This window comes from Micromonospora krabiensis (genome assembly GCF_900091425.1).
In the GTDB taxonomy this organism is placed as follows: domain Bacteria; phylum Actinomycetota; class Actinomycetes; order Mycobacteriales; family Micromonosporaceae; genus Micromonospora; species Micromonospora krabiensis.
This window is the reverse complement of record NZ_LT598496.1, coordinates 4,726,986-4,750,222: the sequence shown is the minus strand read 5'-3', so window position 1 is coordinate 4,750,222 and position 23,237 is coordinate 4,726,986. Positions and strand designations below refer to the sequence as shown.

The following is a 23,237-nucleotide window of genomic DNA, read 5'->3' as shown; positions in this document are numbered from 1 at the left end:
CCGTGACCGCAGCGGCCACACCGGCAGCCTCGCCCGCGACCGTGGGCGAGCAGTCCGGCGTACGCCTGGCCCGGTCCCGGCGTAACGCGGAGCTGTCCCTGCTGCTGCTCGCCATGGTGCTGGTGGCCGCGTACGGGGCGACCGTCGAGGCGAACCTGCTGGACACGGTCACCCCGGACTTCTGGCTGCCCGCCGCCGCGCTCGGCGCGGTCTTCCTCGGCCTGCACCTGGTCATCCGGTTCCTCGCCCCGTTCGCCGACCCGGCCCTGCTGCCGGCGGTGGCGCTGCTCAACGGTCTCGGGGTGGGCTTCCTGCGCCGGATCGACCTGGGCGAGGCGCCGCCGGTCGACCGGGAGGACCTGGCCATCTTCGCCGGCATCGGCGGGCGGCAGTTGGCCTGGACCCTGGTCTCGGTGATCCTCGCCGCCGCCCTGCTCGCGATCATGCGTGACCATCGTTCGGTCTCCCGGTACGCGTACACGCTGGGCCTCGGCGGCATCGTGCTGGTGATGATCCCGGCGGTGCTGCCGCGCCGCTTCTCGGAGATCAACGGCGCGAAGCTGTGGATCAAGTTCGGCGACACGTTCTCGATCCAGCCCGGCGAGTTCGCCAAGCTGGCGCTGCTGGTCTTCTTCGCCTACTACCTGGTCCGCAAGCGCGAGGTGCTCTCGCTGGCCAGTCGGCGGTTCCTCGGCATCGACTTTCCCCGTGGCCGCGACCTCGGCCCGGTCGTCGTGGTGTGGCTGATCAGCCTCCTGGTTCTCATCTTCGAGAAGGACCTGGGCACGTCGCTGCTCTACTTCGGCATGTTCGTGGTGACGCTCTACATCGCCACCGAGCGGGTCAGTTGGCTGCTCATCGGTCTGGTGCTGTTCTTCGGCGGCGCCTACCTCGCCTACTTCCTCGGCGAGATGGTCGGCGGGCCCTTCGCCAACTTCTACCTGCGCGCCCAGATCTGGCTGGACCCGTTCGCCGACCCGACCGACAAGGGCTACCAGTTGGTGCAGGGGCTCCTCGCGCTGGGCACCGGCGGGCTCTTCGGGGCCGGGCCGGGCGGCGGCCAGCCGGACATCCTGCCCGAGGTGCAGAACGACTTCATCTTCGCCGGCATCGGTGAGGAGATCGGCCTCTTCGGGCTCTCCGCGCTGCTGGTGGTCTACCTGCTCATCGTGGAGCGGGGCCTGCGCGCCGCGCTGGCCGTCCGGGACTCGTTCGGCAAGCTGCTCGCGGGCGGCCTCGCCTTCACCCTGGGCCTCCAGGTGTTCGTGATCGTCGGCGGCATCAGCAAGCTCATCCCGCTGACCGGGCAGACCACCCCGTTCCTCTCCGCCGGCGGCTCGTCGCTGATGGCGAACTGGCTGCTCATCGCCGTGCTGCTCCGGGTCTCCGACGCCGCGCGGCGGCCGGTGGCCGGGGCCGGCGGCAAGGCCGCGCGCCCCGCGAGCGGACCGCCGGAGCAGCTACACGGTGCCCCCACGGAGGTGATCAAGCCGTGAACGCACCGCTGCGCCGCGTCGGCGTCGTCGTCATCGTCCTGTTCGGTCTGCTCTTCGCGAACCTCAACTGGATCCAGGCCTACAAGGCGGACGAGTACCGCAACAGCGACTACAACGGTCGGGTCCAGGTCGCCGAGTACGAGCGCAAACGCGGCAACATCGAGGCCGGCGGCACCGCGGTCGCGCTCAGCAAGGAGACCGACGGCAAGCTGAAGTTCCTGCGCAGCTACCCGGGCGGGCCCAAGTACGCGCACGTGCTCGGCTACAAGCCGGTCAACCTGGGCGACACCGGCATCGAGCGGGCCGAGAACGACTTCCTCGCCGGCACGAGCGACCAGCTGCTCGGCGACCGGATCAAGGACATGTTCACCGGTGACCAGACCGGTGGCGGCAACGTGCTGCTGACCCTCTCCAAGCGCGCCCAGGACGTGGCGTACGACCAGCTGCGCAACAACCAGGTCGGCGCGAAGCGGGGCGCGGCGATCGCCATCGACCCCCGAACGGGGGCCGTGCAGGCGCTGGTCTCCATGCCCAGCTTCGACCCGAACCCGCTGGTCAGCCACGACACGCAGGCGGCCGCGGCGGCGTACAGCCGGCTGGAGCAGGACCCGGAGGGCCCGCTGAAGAACCGGGCGCTCTCCGAGACGCTCCCGCCGGGCTCCACCTTCAAGATCGTGGTGGCCGCCGCCGCCCTGGAGAACGGCATCGGCAAGGACACCGAGATCCCCGCCGGCTCCAGCTACACGCCGCCGACCTCGGGCACGCCGATCCGCAACGCCGCGGCGTCGATCTGCCCCGAGTCCCAGGTCACCCTGATGGAGGCGGTCACCGAGTCGTGCAACACCGGCTTCGCGCAGCTGGGCGTACGGCTCGGTGCCGAGACGATCAAGGAGAAGGCCCGTCAGTTCGGCTTCGAGCAGGAGGACCTGACGGTCGGCCAGCTCGGCGAGGACGGGCTGCGCACGGCGGCCAGCCGGACCGGGGACATGCAGAACCCCGACGGCAGCACCGACCAGGCCGCGCTTGCCCAGTCCTCCATCGGCCAGAACAACGTCCGGATGACCCCGCTGGAGGGCGCGCTGATCGCCGCCTCGGTCGCCAACGGTGGCAGCCAGATGCGCCCGTACCTGGTCCGACAGCTGCTCGCCCCGGACCGCACCACGAGCTACTACACGGCCAACCCGCGTGAGCTGCGCAAGCCGATCAGCGGGCAGGTCGCCACCGACCTGCGCGACATGATGGTCAGCGTGGTCCAGAACGGCACCGGCAAGAACGCCAGGATCAGCGGCTACACGGTCGGCGGCAAGACCGGCACCGCCCAGTCCGCGCCGGACCGACCCGACCACGGCTGGTTCATCGGCTTCGCCCTGGACAAGAACGGCAACGCCGTCTCGGCGGTCTGCGTCGAGCTGGAGCAGGCCGGTCCCGGCGGCAGCGCCGAGGCCGCGCGCATCGCCGGCCAGATCATGCGGGCCGCCATCGCCGACCCCGGGGGCCGCTGACATGCTCAGCCCCGGTGTCCAGCTCGGCAACCGCTACCGTCTCGACGAGCGGATCGCCAGCGGCGGCATGGGCGACGTGTGGCGCGGCACCGACCAGGTGCTCGGCCGGACGGTCGCGGTCAAGAGCCTGCTCCCGGCGCTGCTGGACGAGCCGGGCTTCGCCGAGCGGTTCCGCGGCGAGGCGCGGACCATGGCCACCATCAACCACCCGGGCGTCGTCGACGTCTACGACTTCGGCAACGACCAGCAGATCGCCTTCCTCGTCATGGAGTACGTCGAGGGCGACGCGCTGTCGGCGACGCTGAGCCGGGTCGGCCGGCTCACCCCGGCGCGCACGATGGCCCTGGTCGCCCAGGCCGCCGACGCCCTGCACGCCGCCCACGAGAAGGGCATCGTGCACCGGGACGTCAAGCCGGGCAACCTGCTCGTCCGCCCCAACGGCACCCTGGTGCTGACCGACTTCGGCATCGCCCGCTCCGACCTGGTGGGCCAGCTCACCGCCGCCGGGTCGGTGCTCGGCACCGCGTCGTACATCTCGCCCGAGCAGGCCATGGGCAGCGTCGCGTCACCCGCCTCCGACGTCTACGCGCTGGGCGTCGTCGCGTACCAGTGCCTCGCCGGCCGGCGTCCCTTCGAGGGCGACAACCCCCTCGAGATCGCGATGCGGCACGTCCAGGAGGCGCCCCGCCCGCTGCCGGCGGACATCCCCCCGCAGGTGCGGGCCGTGGTCGAGCGGGCCATGGCCAAGGACCCGGCGGCCCGGTGGCCGAGCGCGGCCGCGCTCGCCGGGGTCGCCCGCCAGCTGAAGGTGGCGCTCTCCCAGCAGGCCCGGGCCGGCGGGCAGACCCGCCCGATCTCCGGCGTGCCGGCCTCACCGGCCTCACCGGCCGCACCGGGTCGCGCCCAGGTGCCGCCCGCCCAGCAGGCACGCCCGCCGGCCGCCGCGCACCACCAGCCCGCCAACGCCGCCCGGCCCACCGCGGTGGCGCCGGCCCAACCGCACCGCCCGACCGCGGTCGCCCCGGCCGTGGCCCAGCCCCGGCCACCGGCGGCCTCGGCCGGCTACCCGCGCGGCGCCGCGCCCGTGCCACCGGCTCCGACCCGGCACGACCCGGCACCGGCGTACGCCCCACAGCCCGGCCCGCCGCCGGCGCCGGCACCCGGTCGGTCCCGGCCCGGGATGGTGCTCGTGGCCATCCTGTTGGCGGCACTGGTACTGCTCTGCTCCGGCGTGATTTCCTACAACCTGCGGAAGGCGCAGTCGTCCGGTCAACCCGGAACGCTCGCCCCGCGGACCGTGACGTCCGGCGCGCTGCGGCCCGACGGACGCGACGATCTGACCCAGACGTCGTACCGTCGGGAGGAACGGCTCCAACCGGCCAGCGGCGAGACGACGACGAGCGAAGGACGACAGACGCGATGACAGCGCAGGCCCGCCTGCTCGGTGGCAGGTACCAGGTCGGCGAGCTGCTCGGCTACGGCGGCATGGCCGAGGTGCACCGCGGTCGCGACCTCCGGCTCGGTCGGGACGTCGCGATCAAGATGCTCCGGACGGACCTGGCCCGCGACGCGACCTTCCAGATGCGGTTCCGCCGCGAGGCGCAGAACGCGGCGTCGCTCAACCACCCGGCGATCGTGGCCGTCTACGACACCGGCGAGGAGACCGCGCCGACCGGTGAGACGCTGCCGTTCATCGTCATGGAGTTCGTGAACGGGCGGACCCTCAAGGAGGTGCTCGGGGCCGAGGGGCGGCTCCAGCCCCGCCGCGCCCTGGAGATCTGCGCCGACATGTGCGCGGCCCTGGAGTTCAGCCACCGGCACGGCATCATCCACCGGGACATCAAGCCCGGCAACGTGATGCTGACCCAGACCGGCCAGGTCAAGGTCATGGACTTCGGCATCGCGCGGGCCCTCGCCAGCGGCGCCACCACCATGACGCAGACCAGCGCGGTGATCGGCACCGCGCAGTACCTGTCGCCGGAGCAGGCCCGGGGCGAGGCGGTCGACGCCCGCTCCGACGTCTACGCCGCCGGCTGCGTGCTCTTCGAACTGCTCTGCGGTCACCCGCCGTTCGTCGGTGACAGCCCGGTCAGCGTCGCCTACCAGCACGTACGCGAGGCGCCCCCGACGCCCAGTGACATCAACCCCGAGGTCACCCCGGCGATCGACGCCATCGTGCTGAAGGCGCTGTCCAAGAACCCGCTCAACCGCTACCAGAGCGCCGGCGAGATGCGGGCCGACCTGCTCCGCGCCGCCGCCGGCCGGCCGGTGCTCGCCACTCCGGTGATGCGCGAGCAGGAGACCATGCCGATGGCGCCCGCCGCGGGCGCGGCCGGCTACCCCGTCGGTGGTGGGGCCGCGACGTCCACCCGGCAGATCCCGGCCCGGGTCGGGGACCCGCGCCGCCGCAAGGCGTCGTCCTGGCTGATCGCCACGTTCGCCGCGGTCGGCGTCCTGGCCGTGATCGCGCTGGTCGCGGCGCTGCTGTGGAATCGACAGGATGACAAGCAGGTGAGCGTCCCGACGGTCACCGGGCTGACCCAGCAGCAGGCGTTCGCGGAGATCGAACGGGCCAACCTGGTCCCGCGCGCCGGTGACCAGGTCCTCAACGCCACCTGCGAGAAGGGCAAGGTCGTCGGGCAGGACCCGCAACCGAACACCCGGTTGGAGCCGACCCGCACGGTGACCGTCCAGGTCTGCGGCGGCCCCAACGTGAAGGCCATCCCCAACGTCGAGGGCTCCCCGTTCGAGACGGCGAAGAGTCTCCTCGAGAGCCAGGGCTTCCGGGTCGCCAAGCCGGTCGAGAAGGACAGCCCGAAGGAGAAGGGGACCGTCCTCGCCGTGTCCCCGGGCGTCGGCAAGCAGGTGGCCGAGGGCACCGAGGTGACCCTGACCATCTCGAAGGGCAACGTCGGCAAGGTCCCCAACGTGGAGGGCTCGACCGAGGAGCAGGCCCGGAAGGAACTCGAGGACGCCGGCTACACCGTGCGGGTGATCGACGGTGACGAGGTGCCCGCGGCTCAGGCCGGCCGGGTCCAGCGGCAGAACCCGAAGTCCGGCACCGAGCTGCCCGAGGGCCGGCAGGTGACGATCGAGATCGGCATCCCCGAGCCGGAGGCGCCGCCGACCGGCACGCCCACGCCGACACCGACCGCCACGCCGACGACGCCGGGCACCGGTGGTGGCAGTGGCCTGCCGCTGCCACCGGGTACGCCCCCGATCTGGCACCCCGGCGAGGAGTAACAGCCCGAGCCCCCGCCCCGGCGCGCTCGCGCCGGGGCGCGTAGCGCCTCCCTCCCTGCCCGCGCCCCCGCCCGCCCTAAGGCGGGTCGCGTCGCCCCCCCTTTCCCGCGATCTTGCAGTTTCGGCCCTTCGTGGGGACGAATTGTCCGTTCTGCCTGGGCAGAAAGTGCAAGATCGCGGGAGGGGACGGGCGGGGTGGGGGGTCAGGCGGCGGCGAAGGCGGCTCGGCGGCGGGCGTCGACCTCGGCGGCCAGGGCCGGTGCCCGGTCCAGCGCCTCCGGGTGACCGCAGGAGGCCAGCCAGTTCGCGAGCATCAGGTGCCCGCCCTCGGTCAACACCGACTCGGGATGGAACTGCACGCCCTCGATCGGGAGGGTGCGGTGTCGCATCGCCATCACCACGCCCGATCCGGTCCAGCCGGTGACCTCAAGCTCGTCCGGCAGCGTCTCGGGCAGGACGGCGAGCGAGTGGTAGCGGGTCGCGGTGAACGGGTCCGGCAGACCGGCGAGTACGCCGACCGACTGGTGGCGTACCTCCGAGGTCTTGCCGTGCAGCAGCTCCGGGGCGCGGGCCACGGTCGCGCCGAAAGCCTCACCGATCGCCTGGTGACCCAGACAGACGCCGAAGATCGGCAGTTCGCCCGCGTATCGGCGGATGACGTCCAGGCAGATGCCCGCACGGTCGGGGCTGCCGGGCCCCGGCGAGAGCAGGATGCCGGCCGCGCCGACCCGGCCCACCTCGTCGAGGTCGATCTCGTCGTTGCGGCGTACGTCGCAGTCCACCCCGAGCTGGCCCAGGTACTGCACCAGGTTGAAGACGAACGAGTCGTAGTTGTCGATCACCAGGACGCGCATGGTCTCACCGGCTCGGGGAGGGGGGCGGGGTGTTGTTCCGCTCCGTGTCGTACGGCAGGTCGTGCTCGTCACCGGGCGGGGCGTCACCGGGCTCGTTGCCCGGGATCACGTCACCGGCCGGGTCATTCAGGTCGGCGTCCTGGCTGACCTGCACGTCGTCGAAGGGCAGCAGCGGCTCCGCCCACGGGAAGACCACATACCAGAGCAGGGCCACCGTGGCGGCGGCGAGCAGCACCGAGCCGGTCAACTTGCCGGCCAGGCCGAACGGGAGCTTGCGCCAGATGAACGCGTACACCGGAGGTCAGCCTCCCAGCTCCGCCGGTCGACCTTCCGACTTCGGCTGGCTGCGGTCCAGCTCGGCGTGGATGATCAGGCGCTGGTAATTGTCGAACTTGGGGTTGCACGTCGTCAGGGTCAGCATCCGCTTGGTGGGCTTCTCGCCGGGCTTGCCCGGGACCGGCGCCACCACCTCGACCTGGGTCGGCTTGACGATCCGGGACTGCGACACCTTGTAGACGTACCATTCGGTCTTGCTCTCGACCACGATCACGTCGCCGTCGTTGAGCTCGTCCAGCCGCCAGAAGGTGGCCCGGTTGCGGTGCCCGGCGACGGAGAAGTTCCCCACCTGGCCCGGCAGCGCGCTCTTCGGGTAGTGGCCCGGGGCGTACCGGATGTCGGCCTGGGTGACCCCCTCGACGACCACCCAGTTCTTGTCGAGCTTCGGGATGTAGAGCCCGGCGATCGGCTTGCCGTGCACCGGCGGCGACGGCTTGGCCGACGGGGTGGCGGCGGCCGGCGCGGAGACGGTCGGGTCGCCGGTCGGCCCCCACGCCTGGGCCAACTGCTGACTCAGGTCGTTCTGGTGGGCGTCGACGATCGCCGACTTGCCCCAGACCTCGTAGCCGGCGAACAGGAGCACCACCAGACCGAAGGTGATCAGCACCTCGCCGCTGACCCGGATGCCGGTGCGCAGGCGGGAGGCGAGCGAGGGCCGGGTCAGCTCGGAGTAGACGCTCTTGTAGCCCTCGCCGGTCTGCTCCGGCCGCAGTTGGACGACCCGCTCGCCCCGCCGAGGACGGGGTGGCTCGGTGGCGTCACCGGCGGCCGGATCGTCACCTTCGGGCGCCACCGGCACCGCCCCCATCAGCGCGGTGGAGTCGAGCGCCGGGTGCCGTGGCGGGGTGGCGGGCACCTTGGGGATCAGGGCGGTGGCTGCCGGGTCGGCGGCCGGGGAGACCGGTGCGGCCGGCCCGGCACCGGCGCCGGCGGACCGGTCACCTCGTGGACCGATCGGCGGGAGGAGTGCCGTAGGCCCATCCGTGGCCGTTGCCGGCTTGGGCGTGGCGTCGCCCGCACTCGGGGGAAGGCCGTCGGTCGGTGAGGCGGGGCCGCGCGTCGCGGCGCTGGCCGCCCCGAAGCCGCCAAAGCTGCTGTGGCCGCCGAAGCCGACCGGGCCGCCGGAGGCGGGCGACGTCCCGGCAGGACCGGTCGCGCCGCCGGAAACGGCCGCACCGCCTGGGTTGGCCGCGTCCCCGGTCCCGGCCGCCCCGGGTGCCGCCGGCCGAACGCGGCGCGCCAGCGGTTCGCCGGCGGGTGCCGCAGGCGCCGACGACCCGGCCTCGCCACGGGCAGCTCCCGGATGCGCAGCGGCAGGCGGGCGGGGCGGGTCGGCGGGGCGGGTCGGGTGTGTCGACGGTCCGGACTGGGCCGGGCGGGTCGACGGCGCGGGCGGAGTGCCGGGCGCGGCGCCCGCGACGCCGGGCCACGGCGGCGGCGCGCTCACCGGACCGCCCGCCGGCACACCGCTGGCCGGACCGTTCGCCGCCGGCGCGCCGCTGGTCGGTCCGCTGGCGGCCGCCGCTCCGGGCGCTACGCCGCTCGCCGACGACCCACCCGCGGCGGGGCCGGTCGCCGACGGGACGCCGGTGGACGGCGCGGTGCGACTCGGGTCGGTGGCCCGCGGCCGGGCGGGCTCGTCGGGGAACCGGCCGTGGTTCGCGGGCCCCGCCACGTCACCGACGCCGCTCGGCTGGGCGGGCGCGGGGTTCGTGCCGGGGCGGCCGGGGACCCGGGGCGAGGGCGGCTCGGACCCCGGGGGCCAGGACGCGGCCATCGGCGTCGCGGGCGCCGGCGTCGCCGGACCGGAGACAGACGACGAGGGCGCCGTCGGCGCGACCGGCGAGCGGGGCGGCAGGACCGGGTCGGGCCAGGCGTTGCGGCCGGGCCGCTGCGCCGGTGACTCGGGGCGGTGCGGCGCCGACTCGCGGGAGGCACCGGTCTCGGGCCGGTGCGGCGCCGACTCGCGGGGCGGCACGGCCTCGGGCCGGTCGACCTTCGGTAGGAAGCTGGTCGGGTCGTCGCTGCGATCCCGGTGTCGGCCGTCGGGCCGGTCGTCCCCGGTCATTCAGGCACCTTCGCGGAACGTAGGGCGGTCGAGTCCTCGAACGCCGGCACGGTCACGGTGGAGACCCGCTCCTGGTAGCCGAGCTGGTAGTGATCGACCGCGTCCTTGAACCACCGGACTCCCTCAGATGCGGCGAGGGCCGCCTGCAGGGCGGCAGGATCGCCGATTGCTACGATCTTGAAAGGTGGGGAGTACACCCGGCCGTGCAACAGCAGGGTGTTACCGACGCAGCGTACCGCGCTCGTGGCCAGCACGCGGACGTTCATGATTGACATGGCCTCGGCGCCGCCAGCCCACAGCGCATTGACCACCGCCTGGACGTCCCCCTGGTGGACGACCAGGTCGTCGTTGCTCACCCCTTCGGGCAGTCGCCCGTCGCCGCGGCCGGGCGCGTCGTTCAGCTCCACGGTCACGCCGGGGCCGGTCAGCCTGGTGAAACCGGCCGCCTCCCGGACGCCGAGGGCGCGGCCCTGCTGGGCCCGGATCGGGCCGTCCTGCTCGGCGAGGGTGCTGGTCCGCTCCTCCACGTCGTGGCGGAGGGCCGCGGCCCGCTGCTCGCTCGCGGCCACCTGCTCCCGGCGCTCCTCGATCAGCTGGTTCAGCTGCGGGCGCCGGTCCTCGCGCAGGGCGGTGCCGCCGGCCGTGGTGGCGGTGGTGGTGAAGAGGAGGCCGGCCGCGGCGGCGATGAGCGGCACGCCGATCGACCAGCCGGGTCGCCGGAGCCCCTTGCGCCGGGGCACCAGCCCGGCGACGGCGCGTCGCAGCGCCTTCTGCCAGGAGGCGGCGCCGGATGTGTACTCCACCGCGGTTCCTTCCGGTCGTTCCGCATCCGGCGCGGTGATCCGAAAGTCTCCCCCATTTCGGTCACTCCGCGCATCTGGCTGACCCCATTCGTGGTTTGGGCCGGCCTTCCGGACTACGCTAGCTGTCGAACATTATTGGCCATGGACCGTCGCCCTCGCGCCCGGTTGTCAGGCCGGACGAGGTCGTTACCCCCTCCTGGAGAGCGTCGTGCCCAAGTCTCAGGTCCGCAAGAAGAAGGTGTACACCCCGCCGACGGACGTACGCCCGACGACGACGGCGGCGTCGCGCAAGCCTAGCCCGGTGTGGCTGCCGGTCACGGCGGTCGCGCTCATCGTCGCCGGCATCGGCTGGCTGGTGGTCTACTACCTGTCCGAGCAGGCCTACCCGGTCATGTCGTGGGGCTACTGGAACCTCGCCGTGGGCTTCGGCGCGATGGTCTCCTCCCTGATCCTGCTCTCCCGCTGGCGTTGATCCCGACCCCGCGCCCGACGGCCACGGTCGCCGGGCGCGGGGTCGGTCCACGTCACCCGACGCCGCCCCTGCCCGGCAGTTCCGGGCGGAGCCACCTATGGTGTGCGCAGGGCGGCGCGGCCCGGTGCGAGAAGACTCACGTTACTGCTGGGTAACCTTGCGCGTAGGCTGCACTGCATGACCGAGCGGAGCGAGGTCATCGGCCGGTCCGGTCGTGGGTGCGGTGGCGGCTTGCCGACCGCGCCCTGACCCGGCTCCCGGTCGCCGAACCGCTCGACAGGCAGCAGACCGGGGAGGCCGACTCGATGGGCAGCGTCCAGATCGTCACCACGATCCTCGCGGCCGCCATCACCGCCGTGGCGGTGGGGCTGGCGGTACGCGCGGTCCTGAAGATGGTGGCCGTCATCCGCCTCGGCCAACCGGCGCCCGAACGGTTCGCCGACCCGGGCGCCCGGACGAGGACGATGCTGGTCGAGACGGCCGGCCACACGCGCATGCTCAAGTGGAGCGTGGTGGGTGCCGCCCACTGGTTCGTGATGGTGGCCTTCATCGTGCTGTCGCTGCTGGTCCTCGAGGCGTACTTCGAGGTGGTCAGTACCGGCGGCGGGTTGCCGATCATCGGGCACTGGACGATCTTCGGCCTGGCCACCGAGGTCATCGGGGTACTCGGCCTGGTCGGCATCCTCGTGCTGATGGCCATCCGGCTGCGCAATCGGCCCTCCCGGCCGGGCGGCCGTTCCCGGTTCACCGGCTCGACGATGTGGCAGGGCTACTTCGTCGAGTGGGTCGTGCTGCTGGTCCTGATCTTCGGCTTCCTCATCCGCGGCTTCAAGGTCGCCACCGATCACTTCGAGTACCCGGTCTGGGCGACCCCGGTCAGCCACGCGATCGGCAACGCCCTCCCCGCCTGGGAGGCCGGGGTCAGCGTCGCCGCGCTGATCAAGATCGTCATCTCGATGACCTGGCTCATCGTGATCTCGCTGAACGTCACGATGGGCGTCGCCTGGCACCGCTTCCTGGCGTTCTTCAACATCTTCTTCAAGCGGGAGCCGGCCAAGCCCGCCGGCTCGGGTCTCGGCGCACTGCGGCCGATGACGAGCAACGGCAAGCCCCTCGACTTCGAGGAGGCCGACCCAGAGAAGGACCAGTTCGGTGTGGCCCAGGTGGAGCAGTTCACCTGGAAGGGCCTGCTCGACTTCAGCACCTGCACCGAGTGCGGCCGCTGCCAGTCGCAGTGCCCGGCCTGGAACACCGGCAAGCCGCTGTCGCCCAAGCTGCTCGTGCTGAGCCTGCGCGACCACGCGTACGCGAAGGCGCCCTACCTGCTGGCGGGCGGCGGCAAGGACCTGACCGGCGAGGAGAAGGCGACGGCGGCGCAGCTCGCGCACGTCGACGTGCTCGCTTTGGCCGAGGCCGACAAGCCGCTGGTCGGTGACGCGGAGTCCGGCGGCGTCATCGACCCGGACGTGCTCTGGTCCTGCACCACCTGCGGTGCCTGCGTCGAGCAGTGCCCGGTCGACATCGAGCACGTGGACCACATCGTCGACATGCGCCGCTACCAGGTGCTGATCGAGTCGAGCTTCCCGTCCGAGGCCGGCGTCATGCTGCGCAACCTGGAGAACAAGGGCAACCCGTGGGGCGCCCCGCAGAGCACCCGCGAGGACTGGACCAAGGGCCTCGACTTCGAGGTGCCCCGGGTGGGCGAGGTCGACGACTTCGAGTACCTGTTCTGGGTCGGCTGCGCCGGCGCGTTCGAGGACCGGGCGAAGAAGACCACCCGGGCCGTCGCCACGCTGCTTCACGAGGCGGGCGTGTCGTTCGCGATCCTGGGCGAGGGGGAGACCTGCTCCGGTGACCCGGCCCGCCGCATCGGCAACGAGTTCGTCTTCCAGATGCTGGCCCAGCAGAACGTGGAGACGCTGAACGAGGCGTTCGAGGGCCGGGAGAAGAGCAAGCGCAAGATCGTCGCCACCTGCCCGCACTGCTTCAACACCCTGGGCAACGAGTACGGGCAGCTCGGCGGCGAGTTCGAGGTCGTACACCACACCCAACTGCTGGCCCACCTGGTCGCCACCGGCAAGCTCACCCCGGTGCAGCCGGTCGACGGCGGCGTCACCTACCACGACCCGTGCTACCTGGGCCGCCACAACCGGGTCTTCGCCCCGCCGCGCGAGGTGCTCGGCACCGCCATCTCCGGCGAGCTGACCGAGATGCCGCGCAACAGCGAGCGCTCCTTCTGCTGCGGCGCCGGCGGCGCCCGGATGTGGATGGAGGAGAAGATCGGCAAGCGGATCAACGTGGAGCGTGTCGAGGAGGCCATGGCCACGGGCGCCAGGACGGTCGCGGTGGGCTGCCCGTTCTGCTCGACCATGCTGAGCGACGGGGTGAACGGCAAGGGCGCCGGCGAGCAGGTCGAGGTGATCGACGTGGCGAGCGTGCTGCTGCGTTCGGTCCGGCCCGAGCAGCAGGCGCCGGGCGACAAGGAGGCGGAGCCGGTCGCCGGCTGACCCGCGTACCCCGAGGTTTCGACGCACGACGGCGGTGGCACCCGGTGCCACCGCCGTCGGTGTCTTCGTCAGCAGACCGTGGTGGTGATGATCGCCGCGCGGCCGGCAACGGGCGGAGCGGGCGTCGCCGGGACCCCTACGCGGTGTGCCACCGTGGAACAATCGCGCCCGAGGTGAGCGACCATCGATGTCCTGCTCCTGACCACGGTGCTGCCCCTGGTGGGTTTCGCCGCGCTGACCGCTGGCAACGCGTTCTTCGTCGCGGCGGAGTTCGCGCTGGTCACGGTGGATCGGGCCGAGATCGACCGGCGGGCCGAGAGCGGGGACACGCGAGCGGGCACCGTCCGTCGGGCGTTGCGGGAGCTCTCCTTCCAGCTCTCCGGGGCGCAGCTCGGCATCACCATCACCGCGCTGCTCACCGGCTACCTGGCCGAGCCGGCGCTGGCCCGGATGTTCACGCCGGTCCTGCGCCCGCTGGTCGGCGACGCGACTGACCGGTTCACACCGTTTTTCGCCCTGGCCCTGGCCACGCTGATCTCCATGCTGCTGGGCGAACTGGTGCCGAAGAACATCGCCCTGGCCCGCCCGATGCCCGCCGCGCTGGCCACCGCCGCTCCCATGCGCGGCTTCTCCCGGACGTTCGGCTGGCTCATCCGGGCGCTCAACGGGTCGGCGAACCGGCTCGTCCGCGCGCTCGGCGTGGAGCCGCAGGAGGAGCTGGCCAGTGCCCGTTCGCCGGAGGAGCTGGGGCTTCTCGCCGCCATCTCGGCGCGGGCGGGCGCGCTGCCACCGGACACGGCGATGCTGCTGCGCCGGACGATCCGGTTCGGCGACAAGCGGGCGGCCGAGGCGATGACCCCGAGGGTGGACGTGGTGGCGCTCCCGGTGTCCGCGAGTGTGGCGGAGCTGCTGGCGCTGTCCCGGGTCACCGGGCGGACGCGGTTTCCGGTCTACGAGGAGACGCTGGATGCGGTGACCGGGGTGGCGGGGGTGCCGGACGCGCTGGGCGTGCCGCCGGACCGCCGGGCCACCACCGCGGTCGGCGCGGTGGCCCGGGAGCCGGTGTACGTGCCGGAGAGCCTGGACCTGGACGGGGTGCTCGCCGCCCTCCGGTCCGCCGGAGCCCAGCTGGCCGTGGTCGTGGACGAGTACGGCGGCACCGACGGTGTGGTCACCGTCGAGGACCTGGTGGAGGAGCTGGTCGGGGAGATCGCCGACGAGTTCGACCCGGACGCGGTGACGGACGAGGGGCCGGTCGCGCTGACCGTGCCGGGCGGCGAGCGGACGCTCCTCGTCGACGGCGTGCTGCGCTCCGACGAGCTGGCCGAGCGGACCGGCTTCCGGCTGCCCGACGGCCCGTACGAGACGTTGGCCGGCTACCTCCTGGCCCGGCTCGGTCACATCCCGGTCGCCGGGGAGACGGTGGCGGCCTCTGGCTGGGAGTTCACCGTGGTCGAGATCGAGCGGCACCGGATCGAGCAGGTTCGGGTGGTACGCCCCGAGGCGCCGGACGACGATGGCTGAGCTGCTGCTGACCGTGCTGCTGCTGCTCGGCAACGCGTTCTTCGTGGGCAGCGAGTTCGCGCTGATCGCGTCCCGGCGTACGGTGCTGGAACCGCTGGCCGCCACCTCGCAGCGGGCCCGCTGGGCACTGTCGGCGATGAACCAGATCCCGTTGATGATCGCCGGGGCGCAGCTCGGCATCACGGTGTGCTCGCTGGGGTTGGGGGCGATCGCCGAACCGGCGCTGGCCCACCTGCTGGAGTCGCCGTTCCACACCGTGGGCCTGCCGGACCGGGCGGTCCATCCGGTGGCCTTCGTGCTCGCCCTCGGGATGGTGGTCTTCCTGCACACCGTGGTCGGCGAGATGGTGCCGAAGAACATCACCCTCGCCGGCCCGGAGCCCGCCGCGCTGTGGCTCGGGCCGGCGATGCTCGCCTTCTGCGTGGCCACGAAGCCGCTGCTGCTGGCGATGAAGTGGGCCGCCCGCCACGTGCTGCGGCTGTGGCGGATCGAGGCGACCGAGACGGTGAAGACCGTGTTCACGGCGGAGGAGTTGGCCGGGCTGGTCGCGCAGGCGCGTACGGAGGGGCTGCTGGACGCCGAGGAGCACGCCCGCATCACCGGTGCGCTCGCCCTGCACAGCCGGACCGCGGCCGATGCCCTGCAACCGTGGTCGACGGTGGTGACGGTGGCCGAGGACGTCTCACCGGCCTCGCTGGAGGTGCTGTCGACCCGCACCGGCCGGTCGCGCTTCCCGGTGGTGCAGCGGGCCACCCGCCGGGTCCTCGGGTTCGTGCACGTCAAGGATGTGCTCGGGTACGCCGGGCCGGCCCGACGGGCGCCGGTGCCCGCCGACGTCTACCGGCCGCTGGCGGTCGTTCCGCCGGAGCGTACGCTCGCCGACCTGCTGCTCGCGATGCGGCGCGAGCGGCGGCACATGGTCCTGGTCAGCGACGGCCGGCTTCCCCTCGGTGTCGTCACGCTCGATGACGTATTGACGGCCATCGTCGGCTGACCGACGGACACCGTTGGTACACAGGCGGTTGCGCCGGGGTGACGACGCGCGCGCTCGCCTTGATTCCGCTCCGGCGCTTCCCTATCGTGGGGCACCGACCGCTGTGGGTCGTCTGCCTCGCCGCTTCCCCTCTGCGAGGCGCCCGGCGGTCGGTTGCAAAGGAGTCGGTGCCGGTGGCAACCATGCCCCCCCATCGTCACGCACCGGGACGATCCGTTCGTCCGGGTGGCCTGCGCCGGGCCGCCCACCGCCTGCTCACCTTGGTCGCCGCCGCGGCCGTCGGTGCCGGCATGCTCGCCGCACCCGCGCACGCGGAGCCCACGGTCGACGAGATCGAGGCACAGATCGACAAGCAGTGGGAGCAGTTGGAGCCCACCATCGAGCAGTACAACAAGGTGCGGGCGCAGCTGAAGGTCAACCGGAAGAAGTCGGCTGACCTGGAGAAGAAGATCCAGCCTCTCGCGTTGCAGAGCGAGCTGGCCATGAGCCGGGTGGGCGACCTCGCCTCCCGCTACTACATCGAAGGTCCGTCACAGGACATCGGCGCGCTGCTGGTCAGCGCCAAGCCGAGCACCCTCACCGAGCAGCTCACCATGCTTGACCGGCTGGCCAAGCAGGAGCGCAAGGAGCTCGAGGGGGTGCTCAAGGTCCGCGCGAAGTTCGACTCCGAGAAGCAGAAGCTCGACGCGCTGATCGCCACCCAGGTCAAGCAGCAGGACGAGTTGGCGGCGAAGAAGAAGAAGATCGACGCCGAGATCAAGCGGCTCGAGAAGACGCTGCCGGTGACCACGGTCAAGACGGCGGCGTGCCCGACCGTGAACGGTGTCGTCAGCGCGGCCGCCCGGACCGCGATCAAGACCGCCTGCCAGCAGGTCGGCGACCCGTACGTCTGGGGTGCCACCGGGCCGAACTCGTTCGACTGCTCCGGTCTGACCCAGTACGCCTACAAGGCCGCCGGGATCAGCCTGACCCACTTCACCGGTGCCCAGTGGAACGAGGGCAAGGCCGTCCCGCGCTCTGAGGCGCGCCCTGGTGACCTGGTCTTCTTCTTCAGTGACCTCCACCATGTCGGCCTCTATCTGGGCAACGACAAGATGGTGCACGCGCCGCGAGCCGGTAAACCGGTCCAGGTGGCGAGCATCAACAACATGCCCGTCGCCGGGTTCCGCAGACCCAGCTGATCCATCCGTGCACTCCGAAGGCCCCCGGTCCACGCGACCGGGGGCCTTCGTCGTCGAGCGCGGGATCGCTACCTCGGCGCGCCGACCGGGGACGGCAGGATCCGCACGTCGTCCAGGTTGACGTACATGATCCGGTGGCCGAACTGGACCTGCGCGTACCGCAGCTCACCCCGGACGACGGTCCAGTCGCCCGGGGACGAGCCGCCGAACGTGACCGCCCGGTAGTACTCGCTCGGCACGATCCCGCCGAGTGCGTACCGCTGACCGGCCGCGAAGGTGTACTGCAGTGGCGAGATCGCCTGGTAGGGCACGCCGGCCGGGTAGGCGGACTGCTCCGGGTAGGCCCGCCCGTACACCGGAATGGTGGCCTTCCCCGGTTTCGGGGTCACCACGAACCCGGTGGCCCAGCGCGCGGTGCGTGCGGACGCGGGGTTGTGGAACCACGCCTTCTGGCCGAGGTACCAGATCGCCGTCCAGTCGCCGCGCACCTCGGCCACCGCGTACGTCTGCCCGGCGGAGGCGCGGGCACCGTGGTCGGCGACGTACATGGTGTTCGGCGTGCCGTCCGGCCGCTCGCCGAGGTCGTTGACCAAGGGCGCGTCGTGGCTCGGCGCGCTGTGCAGGATCACCGCGGACGAGCCGCGCAGCGGGCACGGCTCCGCCGGCGGGGGCGGGGTCGGCACGCCGGGCGGCTGCTGGTTGCAGCCGACGAAGGCGGGCTGGTTGGCGGCGACGTCCGGGTCGATGGTCACCAGTCCGGTCCGCGCCGTGCCGGTGGTGCGGAACGGCGCCCGGAGCAGGTCGAAGTAGTGTGACCAGTCCCAGTACGGGCCCGGGTCCCAGTGCATGCCGGCGACGGTGGACGCCACGGTCCCGGGAACGTTGTCGTGCCCGATGATGTGTTGCCGGTCCAGCGGGATGCCGAGCCGCAGCGCCAGGTAGCGCACCAGCTTCGCCGAGGTGCGGTACATCGCCTCGGTGTACCAGGTGCCGTGCGCGGCGAAGCCCTCGTGCTCGATGCCGACGGACTTGGCGTTGACGTACCAGTTGCCGGCCTGCCAGCCGACGTCCTTGGTCTTCACGTGCTGCGCGACGTGCCCGTCGACCGAGCGCAGCGTGTAGTGCCAGCCCAGGTAGTCGGCCCGCTTCACCAGGTCGACGCTGGGGCCGTAGTAGCCCTCGGTGTCGTGGATGACGATGTACTCGATCTTCTGCTGCTTCGGCCGGTTGCCCAGGTCGTGGTTGCCGTAGTCGCCGGTGCCGGGGCCGTACTGCTCGTAGGGGGCCGGGATCCACTCGCAGCCCAGGCCGACCGGGCACTCCAGCCCGTCCGGCCGGTCGCCGGGTCGCAGGCCCAGCCGGTGCAGGGCCCCGGTGTCCGGCTCGACGGCCCGCGGGGTGAGCGTGACCTGGTGCCCGTCGTCGGTGCGCCGGCTCGCGCCGGACCTGATCTGCGCGTACACCTCGTCGGCGAAGGCGGCCGCGGTGTCCTCCCGGTCCGCGCCGGAGTAGCGGGCGACCGCGGCGTACCAGGCCGCCGGGTCGGTACCGGACCCGACCGGGCCGCCCAGTTCCCGCTGGTACACGGCGAGCAGCGCGGCCCCACCGCGGATGTTGGCGGCCGGCTCGGTGCGCAGGCGCTCGGTCGTGGCGCCGGTGAGCGCTGCCGCGGCCCCCAGGGTCGACAGCGCGGCGGCCGCCGGGGCGTCGTCGACCGGGCCGGCGGCCTCGGGCGGGCGGACGGTCAGCGGTCGTGCGTCGTCGCCGCGCGGGTCCTCGTGCGGGCCGACGTGGGCGGTGGTGGGTGCGGACGCGACGGAGGCAGCGTCGGTGAGGTGCAACGGACCGTAGCCGCCGCTCGTACTCGGTGTGCCGGCGTGGGTGTCCCAGCGGGACTCCAGGTAGGAGACACCGAGCAGGATCTCCTCCGGCACGCCGTACTCGGCCGCCGCGGCGGCGTACTGCCGCTGGCGGTCGTCGGTCGGGGCGGCGGCGGCCGGGCCACCACCGATCGGCGCGGTCGTCGCGGCGACCAGCGCGGCGGCGAGCACGGCGTTCCTGCTCCTGGTCAGGACTGAAGCGGGCATCTGACCCCCCGGGTCGGACGGGTGACGTGGGCCCACCTTCACTCCGTCGCCACCGGTACGTCAATAGCTTTCCATCTATAGACCTCCCTGGTAGAAAATCTTCACGTTTCCGGTTCGCGGTCCCGTCATCGTGACGACCGGTACGGAGTGTCACGACCCGACGGGTTGCGGATGGGTAACGACCGTCTCTACTCTGGTCATTCGTCGGCCCGGTAGCAGGTCCGCCCATCCCGGGCGGTAACGGTCCGACACCGCCGAGTCGCTCGCCGAGCGAGCCGGGGACCCAGGTTCGTCTGGGGTGAATCCGCAGTCACTGCGGTAGGGCGCCTACCTTCCCGCCCGAACCCGTCAGCTAACCCGGTAGGCGGTCAGGGAAGAAGGAGTCCGGAGCCGGTGGCCCACCATGCTCCGCGGCGTCCGTCCGCCTGGCCGGCGACAGCCGGTCACCCGACGGCTGCGCCGCGCCCACGCTGGTCCCGTTTCACCACCGCCCTCGCCGCCCTGATCGGCGTCGCCGTCGTCCTCACCGGCGGCGCGACCGCGGCGCACGCCGACCCGTCGGTCGCCGAGATCGAGCGCCAGATCGACGAGGACTGGAACCAGCTCGAACCCGTCATCGAGAAGCACAACGCGACCCGGATCGAGCTGGCCGCCAAGCGCAAGCAGGCCGACGCGCTGGCCGCCCGGATCAAGCCCCTCCAGGCCCAGGTCGACCAGGCCATGGACAAGGTGAGCGCGCTCGCGGTCCGCGCCTACAAGGGCGAGAACGTCTCCACCATCAACGCCGTGCTCGGCAGCCACAGCCCGGGTGAGGTGGTCGGCCAGCTGGAGCTGCTCGACCGCTTCGCGTACAACCAGCAGCAGGACGTTCGCCAGGTCGCCGACCTGCGCGACGAGCTGGCCCGGCAGAAGGCGCCGCTGGACGAGATGGTCGCGCACCTCGCCCGCACCGAGGCCCAGCTCGCCGCGAAGAAGAAGCAGATCAACGCCGAGATCGACCGGCTGCAGAAGCTGCGGATCAAGGTGTACGGCAACGGCGGTGGCGGCTCGCTGCGGCCGGCGCCCTGCCCGGCCACCTACCCGGGTGGCGGGGCCGGAATCGCCGTCAAGTTCGCCTGCGCCCAGATCGGCAAGCCCTACGTCTGGGGTGCCGAGGGTCCCAACTCGTACGACTGCTCGGGTCTGATGCTCGCCGCGTGGGCGAAGGCCGGGGTCTCGCTACCGCACAACGCCGCGCAGCAGAGCCGGGTGACGAAGGACGTCAGCCGGGCCGACCTACGCCCGGGCGACCTGGTGTTCTACTACAGCGACATCCACCACGTCGGCATGTACGTCGGTGGCGGCTGGGTGGTGCACGCCTCGCAGGCCGGCGTACCGATCAAGATGAAGAAGGTCGACGACGGCCCGATTCACAGCTACGGCCGACCCGGCTGACGCGTACCGCGAGAAGGGCCCGCTCCGAACCGTCGGAGCGTGCCCTTCCTCGTCGGAGCGTCAGCGGGTCGGCCAGGTCCGCCAGCTCTGCCAGGACCGGCTCGGCGTGGGGCCGCGCTGCCCCTGGTAGCGCGAGCCGTAGACGGCCGAGCCGTAGGGGTGCTCGGCGGGCGAGGAGAGCCGGAAGATGCAGAGCTGACCGATCTTCATGCCCGGCCAGAGCGTGATCGGCAGGTTCGCCACGTTCGACAGCTCCAGCGTCACGTGCCCGGAGAAGCCCGGGTCGATGAAACCGGCGGTCGAGTGGGTGAGCAGGCCGAGCCGGCCGAGGCTGGACTTGCCCTCCAGCCGACCGGCGAGCTGGTCGCCCAGCGAGATCACTTCGAGCGTCGAGGCGAGCACGAACTCCCCGGGGTGCAGCACGAACGGCTCCCCGTCGGGCACCTCCACCACCGAGGTCAGGTCATCCTGCTGGATGGCCGGATCGATGTGTGTGTAGAGGTGGTTGTTGAAGACCCGGAAGAGCCGGTCCAGGCGTACGTCGATGCTCGACGGCTGCACCAGGGTGGGCTCGAACGGGTCCAGTCCGAGCGTGCCGGCCTTGATCTCGGAGACCAGGTCGCGGTCGGAGAGCAGCATCGGACCACCATAGCGAGACGCGGCGTTGACCTGCGCGTCGCGGTCGCCTACTCGTACATTTGTTCGATAGGATGGCGGCATGGCTTCCTGGTCCGAATTCGCCGCTGACGAGCCCCGGCTCGCCGACGGGATCCGCGTTCTCCTGCAGCAGTACGGTCCGGGCTTCGGCTACCTGGCCACGGTCCGTGCCGACGGCGGGCCCCGGGTGCACCCGGTGTCGCCGGTGATCACCGACGAGGGGCTCTTCTGCTTCATCATCGACTCGCCCAAGCGGCGTGACCTGGAGCGCGACGGCCGCTACGCGCTGCACTCCTTCCCGCCCGAGGAGAGCGACGACGAGGCCTACGTCGCCGGGCACGCCCGTCCGGTGACCGACCAGGCCCGGGTGGCCCGCCTGGCGGCCGGCGCCAACGCCGCCCCGCAGGTCGACTGGCGGCTCTTCGAGTTCAGCGTCGACGTGGCGATGCTCGCGCGACGCGACTCGGGCAGCGCCGGCGGCCCCGGCGAGGGGCACGGCCGCCCCGCCGTGCAGGTCTGGCTCGACCCGCACGCCACCGACCAGCCGGCGCCGACGCCGGTCCGGCCGCAGCCCCGCCCGGCCCGCCGCGACCGGGTCCGCGACGTCCACCCGTCCGCCGCCTGAGCGCTCGTCCTGGGGAGAAGGACGCCGGTGCCGGCTCCGCTGACGGGGCCGGCACCGGCGGTACGGAGAGGGACGCTACGCCGCGCGGTAGGCGTTCCACGCGGTCAGCATGCGGCTCGCCTGCCCGGGAGTGAACTGGTACATGCACGAGTCGTACGTGTAGTCCATGAAGTTGGTGATCGGGTCGAGGCCGGTCGCGGTGCAGGTGTCCCGACCGGTCGGGCACTGGTAGGCGGGCGATGCCTCGGCCGGGGTGTCGCTGACGCTGTCGCCCTGGCCGCCGCAGCCGCCCTGGAAGGTGTGGTAGAGGTTCAGCCAGTGGCCCACCTCGTGGGTGCCGGTGTCGCCCTGGTTGTAATTGGTCGAGGTGCCGCCCGGCAGCGACTCGCCCAGCACGACGACGCCGTCCGAGCTGCTCAACTTCCGCTGCGGGAAGGTCGCCCAGCCGAGCAGGTCGTCACTCAGTTCACCCAGGTAGATGTTGAGCGTGTTCTTGCCGCCCTCGCGCAGGCTCGCCTTCATCTGCCGCTCGGCTGAGGAGCCGTACACGATCGGGTACCAGGCCGGGTTGGTCACCCGGTTGATCTTCGTGAGCTGGAATCCGAAGGCGGTGGGGGCGCCGCCGGTACCGCCGGCGTACGCCTGGTTGAGCACGGCGATCTGCGAGTTGATCATCGAGTCGGGGATGTTGCCCCGGGCGCGGGTGCTGTTCTCCTGGATCACGTGGACGACCACCGGGATCGTGATGGCGGCCAGTGGGGCCGCGCCGGCCCGGGCGACACTGCGCTCACGCAGTGCGGCGGCCAGATCGGCCTCTCGGTCCCGGACCTGGGCGGCGGTGAGCTCGTTGGGTTCGTGCTTGGCGGCGCCGCCCGGCTTGACGCGGGCGTCCGCGTGGACGTCGGCAGGTTCCACACAGGTGCCGCCCGGGGCGGCGGACCCGGCCGCCGCGGCCGGGACGACGCCCGCCGCGGCGGTGCTGAGCAGCAGCGCGAGGGTCGTCGACGCGACACCGGCGGCGCGCCGGGTCGACAGGTGGGGACGAAGTCCCATCATCCACCTCTTTCTCCGGCGCGACAGGGGGTGTGTCACGCCAAGGCTGAGAACGTGAGGCAGACGTTACAACCGATCGACGAATTTGAGAATGGCTATGTGTTGTGCCGCGGAAACTTCCTCCGTGTCGGGCGTGAGCTGGGGATGGAGGCGGCGCGGCGGTCGCCCGGGGTCATCCCGGGCGCCTCCGGGCCGACGGTGCCCGGCCGTGCCCGGACGGCGCGCCGCCGAGGGGGTACCTGGGTGCACCGCGCACGTGACTCAGGTACAGTGGTGCCGCTTGCGGGTGTAGTTCAATGGCAGAACATCAGCTTCCCAAGCTGACAGTGCGGGTTCGATTCCCGTCACCCGCTCCAACCGAAAGGCCCTGGCCAGGACGACAGTCCCGGCCAGGGCCTTCG

The 23,237-nt window shown here is 72.2% G+C and carries 18 protein-coding genes, 1 tRNA gene and 1 riboswitch; of the genes, 12 read left to right on the top strand and 7 right to left on the bottom strand.

Annotated elements, in window-relative coordinates:
- Nucleotides 1–2 precede the first annotated feature (2 nt).
- Genes GA0070620_RS21730 through pknB form a run of 4 tightly spaced genes read left to right on the top strand, consistent with a single transcriptional unit; the run spans nucleotide 3 to nucleotide 6,241 of the window.
- Nucleotides 3–1,496, top strand: coding sequence for an FtsW/RodA/SpoVE family cell cycle protein (locus GA0070620_RS21730; RefSeq protein WP_091593691.1), 1,494 nt, complete (start codon nucleotides 3–5; stop codon nucleotides 1,494–1,496).
- Nucleotides 1,493–2,998: a peptidoglycan D,D-transpeptidase FtsI family protein gene (locus GA0070620_RS21725; protein WP_091593690.1), complete on the top strand. Its 1,506-nt coding sequence runs from the start codon at nucleotides 1,493–1,495 to the stop codon at nucleotides 2,996–2,998. Before GA0070620_RS21730 ends, GA0070620_RS21725 begins: the two co-directional genes overlap by 4 nt.
- Before the next feature lies 1 nt (nucleotide 2,999).
- The gene (locus GA0070620_RS21720; RefSeq protein WP_091593688.1) at nucleotides 3,000–4,421 is read left to right on the top strand and encodes a serine/threonine-protein kinase; all 1,422 of its coding nucleotides are present in this window, start codon (nucleotides 3,000–3,002) and stop codon (nucleotides 4,419–4,421) included.
- Nucleotides 4,418–6,241, top strand: coding sequence for a Stk1 family PASTA domain-containing Ser/Thr kinase (gene pknB / locus GA0070620_RS21715; RefSeq protein WP_091593687.1), 1,824 nt, complete (start codon nucleotides 4,418–4,420; stop codon nucleotides 6,239–6,241). Before GA0070620_RS21720 ends, pknB begins: the two co-directional genes overlap by 4 nt.
- A gap of 203 nt (nucleotides 6,242–6,444) precedes the next feature.
- Here pknB and GA0070620_RS21710 read toward each other — a convergent pair whose 3' ends face one another.
- The 4 genes from GA0070620_RS21710 to GA0070620_RS21695 form a co-directional block, all read right to left on the bottom strand.
- On the bottom strand, nucleotides 6,445–7,095 hold the full coding sequence (locus GA0070620_RS21710; RefSeq protein ID WP_091593685.1) for an aminodeoxychorismate/anthranilate synthase component II: 651 nt from the start codon (nucleotides 7,093–7,095) through the stop codon (nucleotides 6,445–6,447).
- A 4-nt stretch (nucleotides 7,096–7,099) separates the two neighbouring features.
- Nucleotides 7,100–7,390 carry a hypothetical protein gene (locus GA0070620_RS21705; RefSeq protein WP_091593683.1) on the bottom strand — a complete coding sequence of 97 codons (291 nt, stop codon included), beginning with the start codon at nucleotides 7,388–7,390 and terminating at the stop codon, nucleotides 7,100–7,102.
- A gap of 6 nt (nucleotides 7,391–7,396) precedes the next feature.
- Entirely contained in the window at nucleotides 7,397–8,287 is an 891-nt protein-coding gene (locus tag GA0070620_RS33715) for a class E sortase (RefSeq protein WP_407939899.1), read from the bottom strand.
- Between the two features lie 1,208 nt (nucleotides 8,288–9,495).
- Nucleotides 9,496–10,302, bottom strand: coding sequence for a DUF881 domain-containing protein (locus tag GA0070620_RS21695; protein ID WP_091593681.1), 807 nt, complete (start codon nucleotides 10,300–10,302; stop codon nucleotides 9,496–9,498).
- 208 nt (nucleotides 10,303–10,510) lie between these two features.
- On the opposite strand from GA0070620_RS21695, the gene GA0070620_RS21690 reads away from it, so the two are divergent.
- The 5 genes from GA0070620_RS21690 (at nucleotide 10,511) to GA0070620_RS21670 (ending at nucleotide 16,980) form a co-directional block, all read left to right on the top strand.
- On the top strand, nucleotides 10,511–10,774 hold the full coding sequence (locus GA0070620_RS21690; protein WP_091593679.1) for a cell division protein CrgA: 264 nt from the start codon (nucleotides 10,511–10,513) through the stop codon (nucleotides 10,772–10,774).
- Between the two features lie 305 nt (nucleotides 10,775–11,079).
- Entirely contained in the window at nucleotides 11,080–13,281 is a 2,202-nt protein-coding gene (locus GA0070620_RS21685; RefSeq protein WP_091599149.1) for a (Fe-S)-binding protein, read from the top strand.
- 210 nt (nucleotides 13,282–13,491) lie between these two features.
- Nucleotides 13,492–14,805, top strand: coding sequence for a hemolysin family protein (locus GA0070620_RS21680; protein ID WP_091599146.1), 1,314 nt, complete (start codon nucleotides 13,492–13,494; stop codon nucleotides 14,803–14,805).
- Nucleotides 14,798–15,799, top strand: a complete 1,002-nt coding sequence (locus GA0070620_RS21675) for a hemolysin family protein (protein ID WP_091593677.1) — start codon at nucleotides 14,798–14,800, stop codon at nucleotides 15,797–15,799. The genes GA0070620_RS21680 and GA0070620_RS21675 overlap by 8 nt, the downstream gene beginning before the upstream one ends.
- Before the next feature lie 167 nt (nucleotides 15,800–15,966).
- Nucleotides 15,967–16,980 (top strand): C40 family peptidase, encoded by a 1,014-nt coding sequence (locus GA0070620_RS21670; RefSeq protein WP_407939898.1) that lies wholly within the window; start codon nucleotides 15,967–15,969, stop codon nucleotides 16,978–16,980.
- A 68-nt stretch (nucleotides 16,981–17,048) separates the two neighbouring features.
- Here the strand turns inward: GA0070620_RS21670 and GA0070620_RS21665 are convergent, their stop codons facing one another.
- Nucleotides 17,049–19,067 carry an N-acetylmuramoyl-L-alanine amidase gene (locus GA0070620_RS21665; RefSeq protein WP_091593675.1) on the bottom strand — a complete coding sequence of 673 codons (2,019 nt, stop codon included), beginning with the start codon at nucleotides 19,065–19,067 and terminating at the stop codon, nucleotides 17,049–17,051.
- Between the two features lie 242 nt (nucleotides 19,068–19,309).
- Nucleotides 19,310–19,449: riboswitch (cyclic di-AMP (ydaO/yuaA leader) on the top strand.
- 11 nt (nucleotides 19,450–19,460) lie between these two features.
- On the opposite strand from GA0070620_RS21665, the gene GA0070620_RS21660 reads away from it, so the two are divergent.
- The gene (locus GA0070620_RS21660) at nucleotides 19,461–20,501 is read left to right on the top strand and encodes a C40 family peptidase (RefSeq protein WP_091593673.1); all 1,041 of its coding nucleotides are present in this window, start codon (nucleotides 19,461–19,463) and stop codon (nucleotides 20,499–20,501) included.
- A gap of 60 nt (nucleotides 20,502–20,561) precedes the next feature.
- Here GA0070620_RS21660 and dcd read toward each other — a convergent pair whose 3' ends face one another.
- Nucleotides 20,562–21,140: a dCTP deaminase gene (gene dcd / locus GA0070620_RS21655; RefSeq protein WP_091593672.1), complete on the bottom strand. Its 579-nt coding sequence runs from the start codon at nucleotides 21,138–21,140 to the stop codon at nucleotides 20,562–20,564.
- A 79-nt stretch (nucleotides 21,141–21,219) separates the two neighbouring features.
- Here dcd and GA0070620_RS21650 point away from each other — a divergent pair, with 79 nt between their 5' ends.
- Nucleotides 21,220–21,783: a pyridoxamine 5'-phosphate oxidase family protein gene (locus GA0070620_RS21650; protein ID WP_091593670.1), complete on the top strand. Its 564-nt coding sequence runs from the start codon at nucleotides 21,220–21,222 to the stop codon at nucleotides 21,781–21,783.
- A 75-nt stretch (nucleotides 21,784–21,858) separates the two neighbouring features.
- Here the strand turns inward: GA0070620_RS21650 and GA0070620_RS21645 are convergent, their stop codons facing one another.
- Nucleotides 21,859–22,836, bottom strand: a complete 978-nt coding sequence (locus tag GA0070620_RS21645; protein ID WP_091599140.1) for a zinc metalloprotease — start codon at nucleotides 22,834–22,836, stop codon at nucleotides 21,859–21,861.
- Nucleotides 22,837–23,118: 282 nt separating this feature from the next.
- On the opposite strand from GA0070620_RS21645, the gene GA0070620_RS21640 reads away from it, so the two are divergent.
- Nucleotides 23,119–23,192, top strand: a tRNA-Gly gene (locus GA0070620_RS21640).
- The last annotated feature ends 45 nt before the right edge of the window (nucleotides 23,193–23,237 follow it).

Bases quoted from the DNA above. Each gene is read 5' to 3' on its own strand.
- GA0070620_RS21675 (WP_091593677.1), top strand. From the start codon at position 14,798: ATGGCTGAGCTGCTGCTGACCGTGCTGCTGCTGCTCGGCAACGCGTTC.
- GA0070620_RS21685 (WP_091599149.1), top strand. From the start codon at position 11,080: ATGGGCAGCGTCCAGATCGTCACCACGATCCTCGCGGCCGCCATCACC.
- GA0070620_RS21645 (WP_091599140.1), bottom strand. From the start codon at position 22,836: ATGGGACTTCGTCCCCACCTGTCGACCCGGCGCGCCGCCGGTGTCGCG.
- GA0070620_RS21710 (WP_091593685.1), bottom strand. From the start codon at position 7,095: ATGCGCGTCCTGGTGATCGACAACTACGACTCGTTCGTCTTCAACCTG.
- GA0070620_RS21720 (WP_091593688.1), top strand. From the start codon at position 3,000: ATGCTCAGCCCCGGTGTCCAGCTCGGCAACCGCTACCGTCTCGACGAG.
- dcd (WP_091593672.1), bottom strand. From the start codon at position 21,140: ATGCTGCTCTCCGACCGCGACCTGGTCTCCGAGATCAAGGCCGGCACG.
- GA0070620_RS21665 (WP_091593675.1), bottom strand. From the start codon at position 19,067: ATGCCCGCTTCAGTCCTGACCAGGAGCAGGAACGCCGTGCTCGCCGCC.
- pknB (WP_091593687.1), top strand. From the start codon at position 4,418: ATGACAGCGCAGGCCCGCCTGCTCGGTGGCAGGTACCAGGTCGGCGAG.
- GA0070620_RS21650 (WP_091593670.1), top strand. From the start codon at position 21,220: ATGGCTTCCTGGTCCGAATTCGCCGCTGACGAGCCCCGGCTCGCCGAC.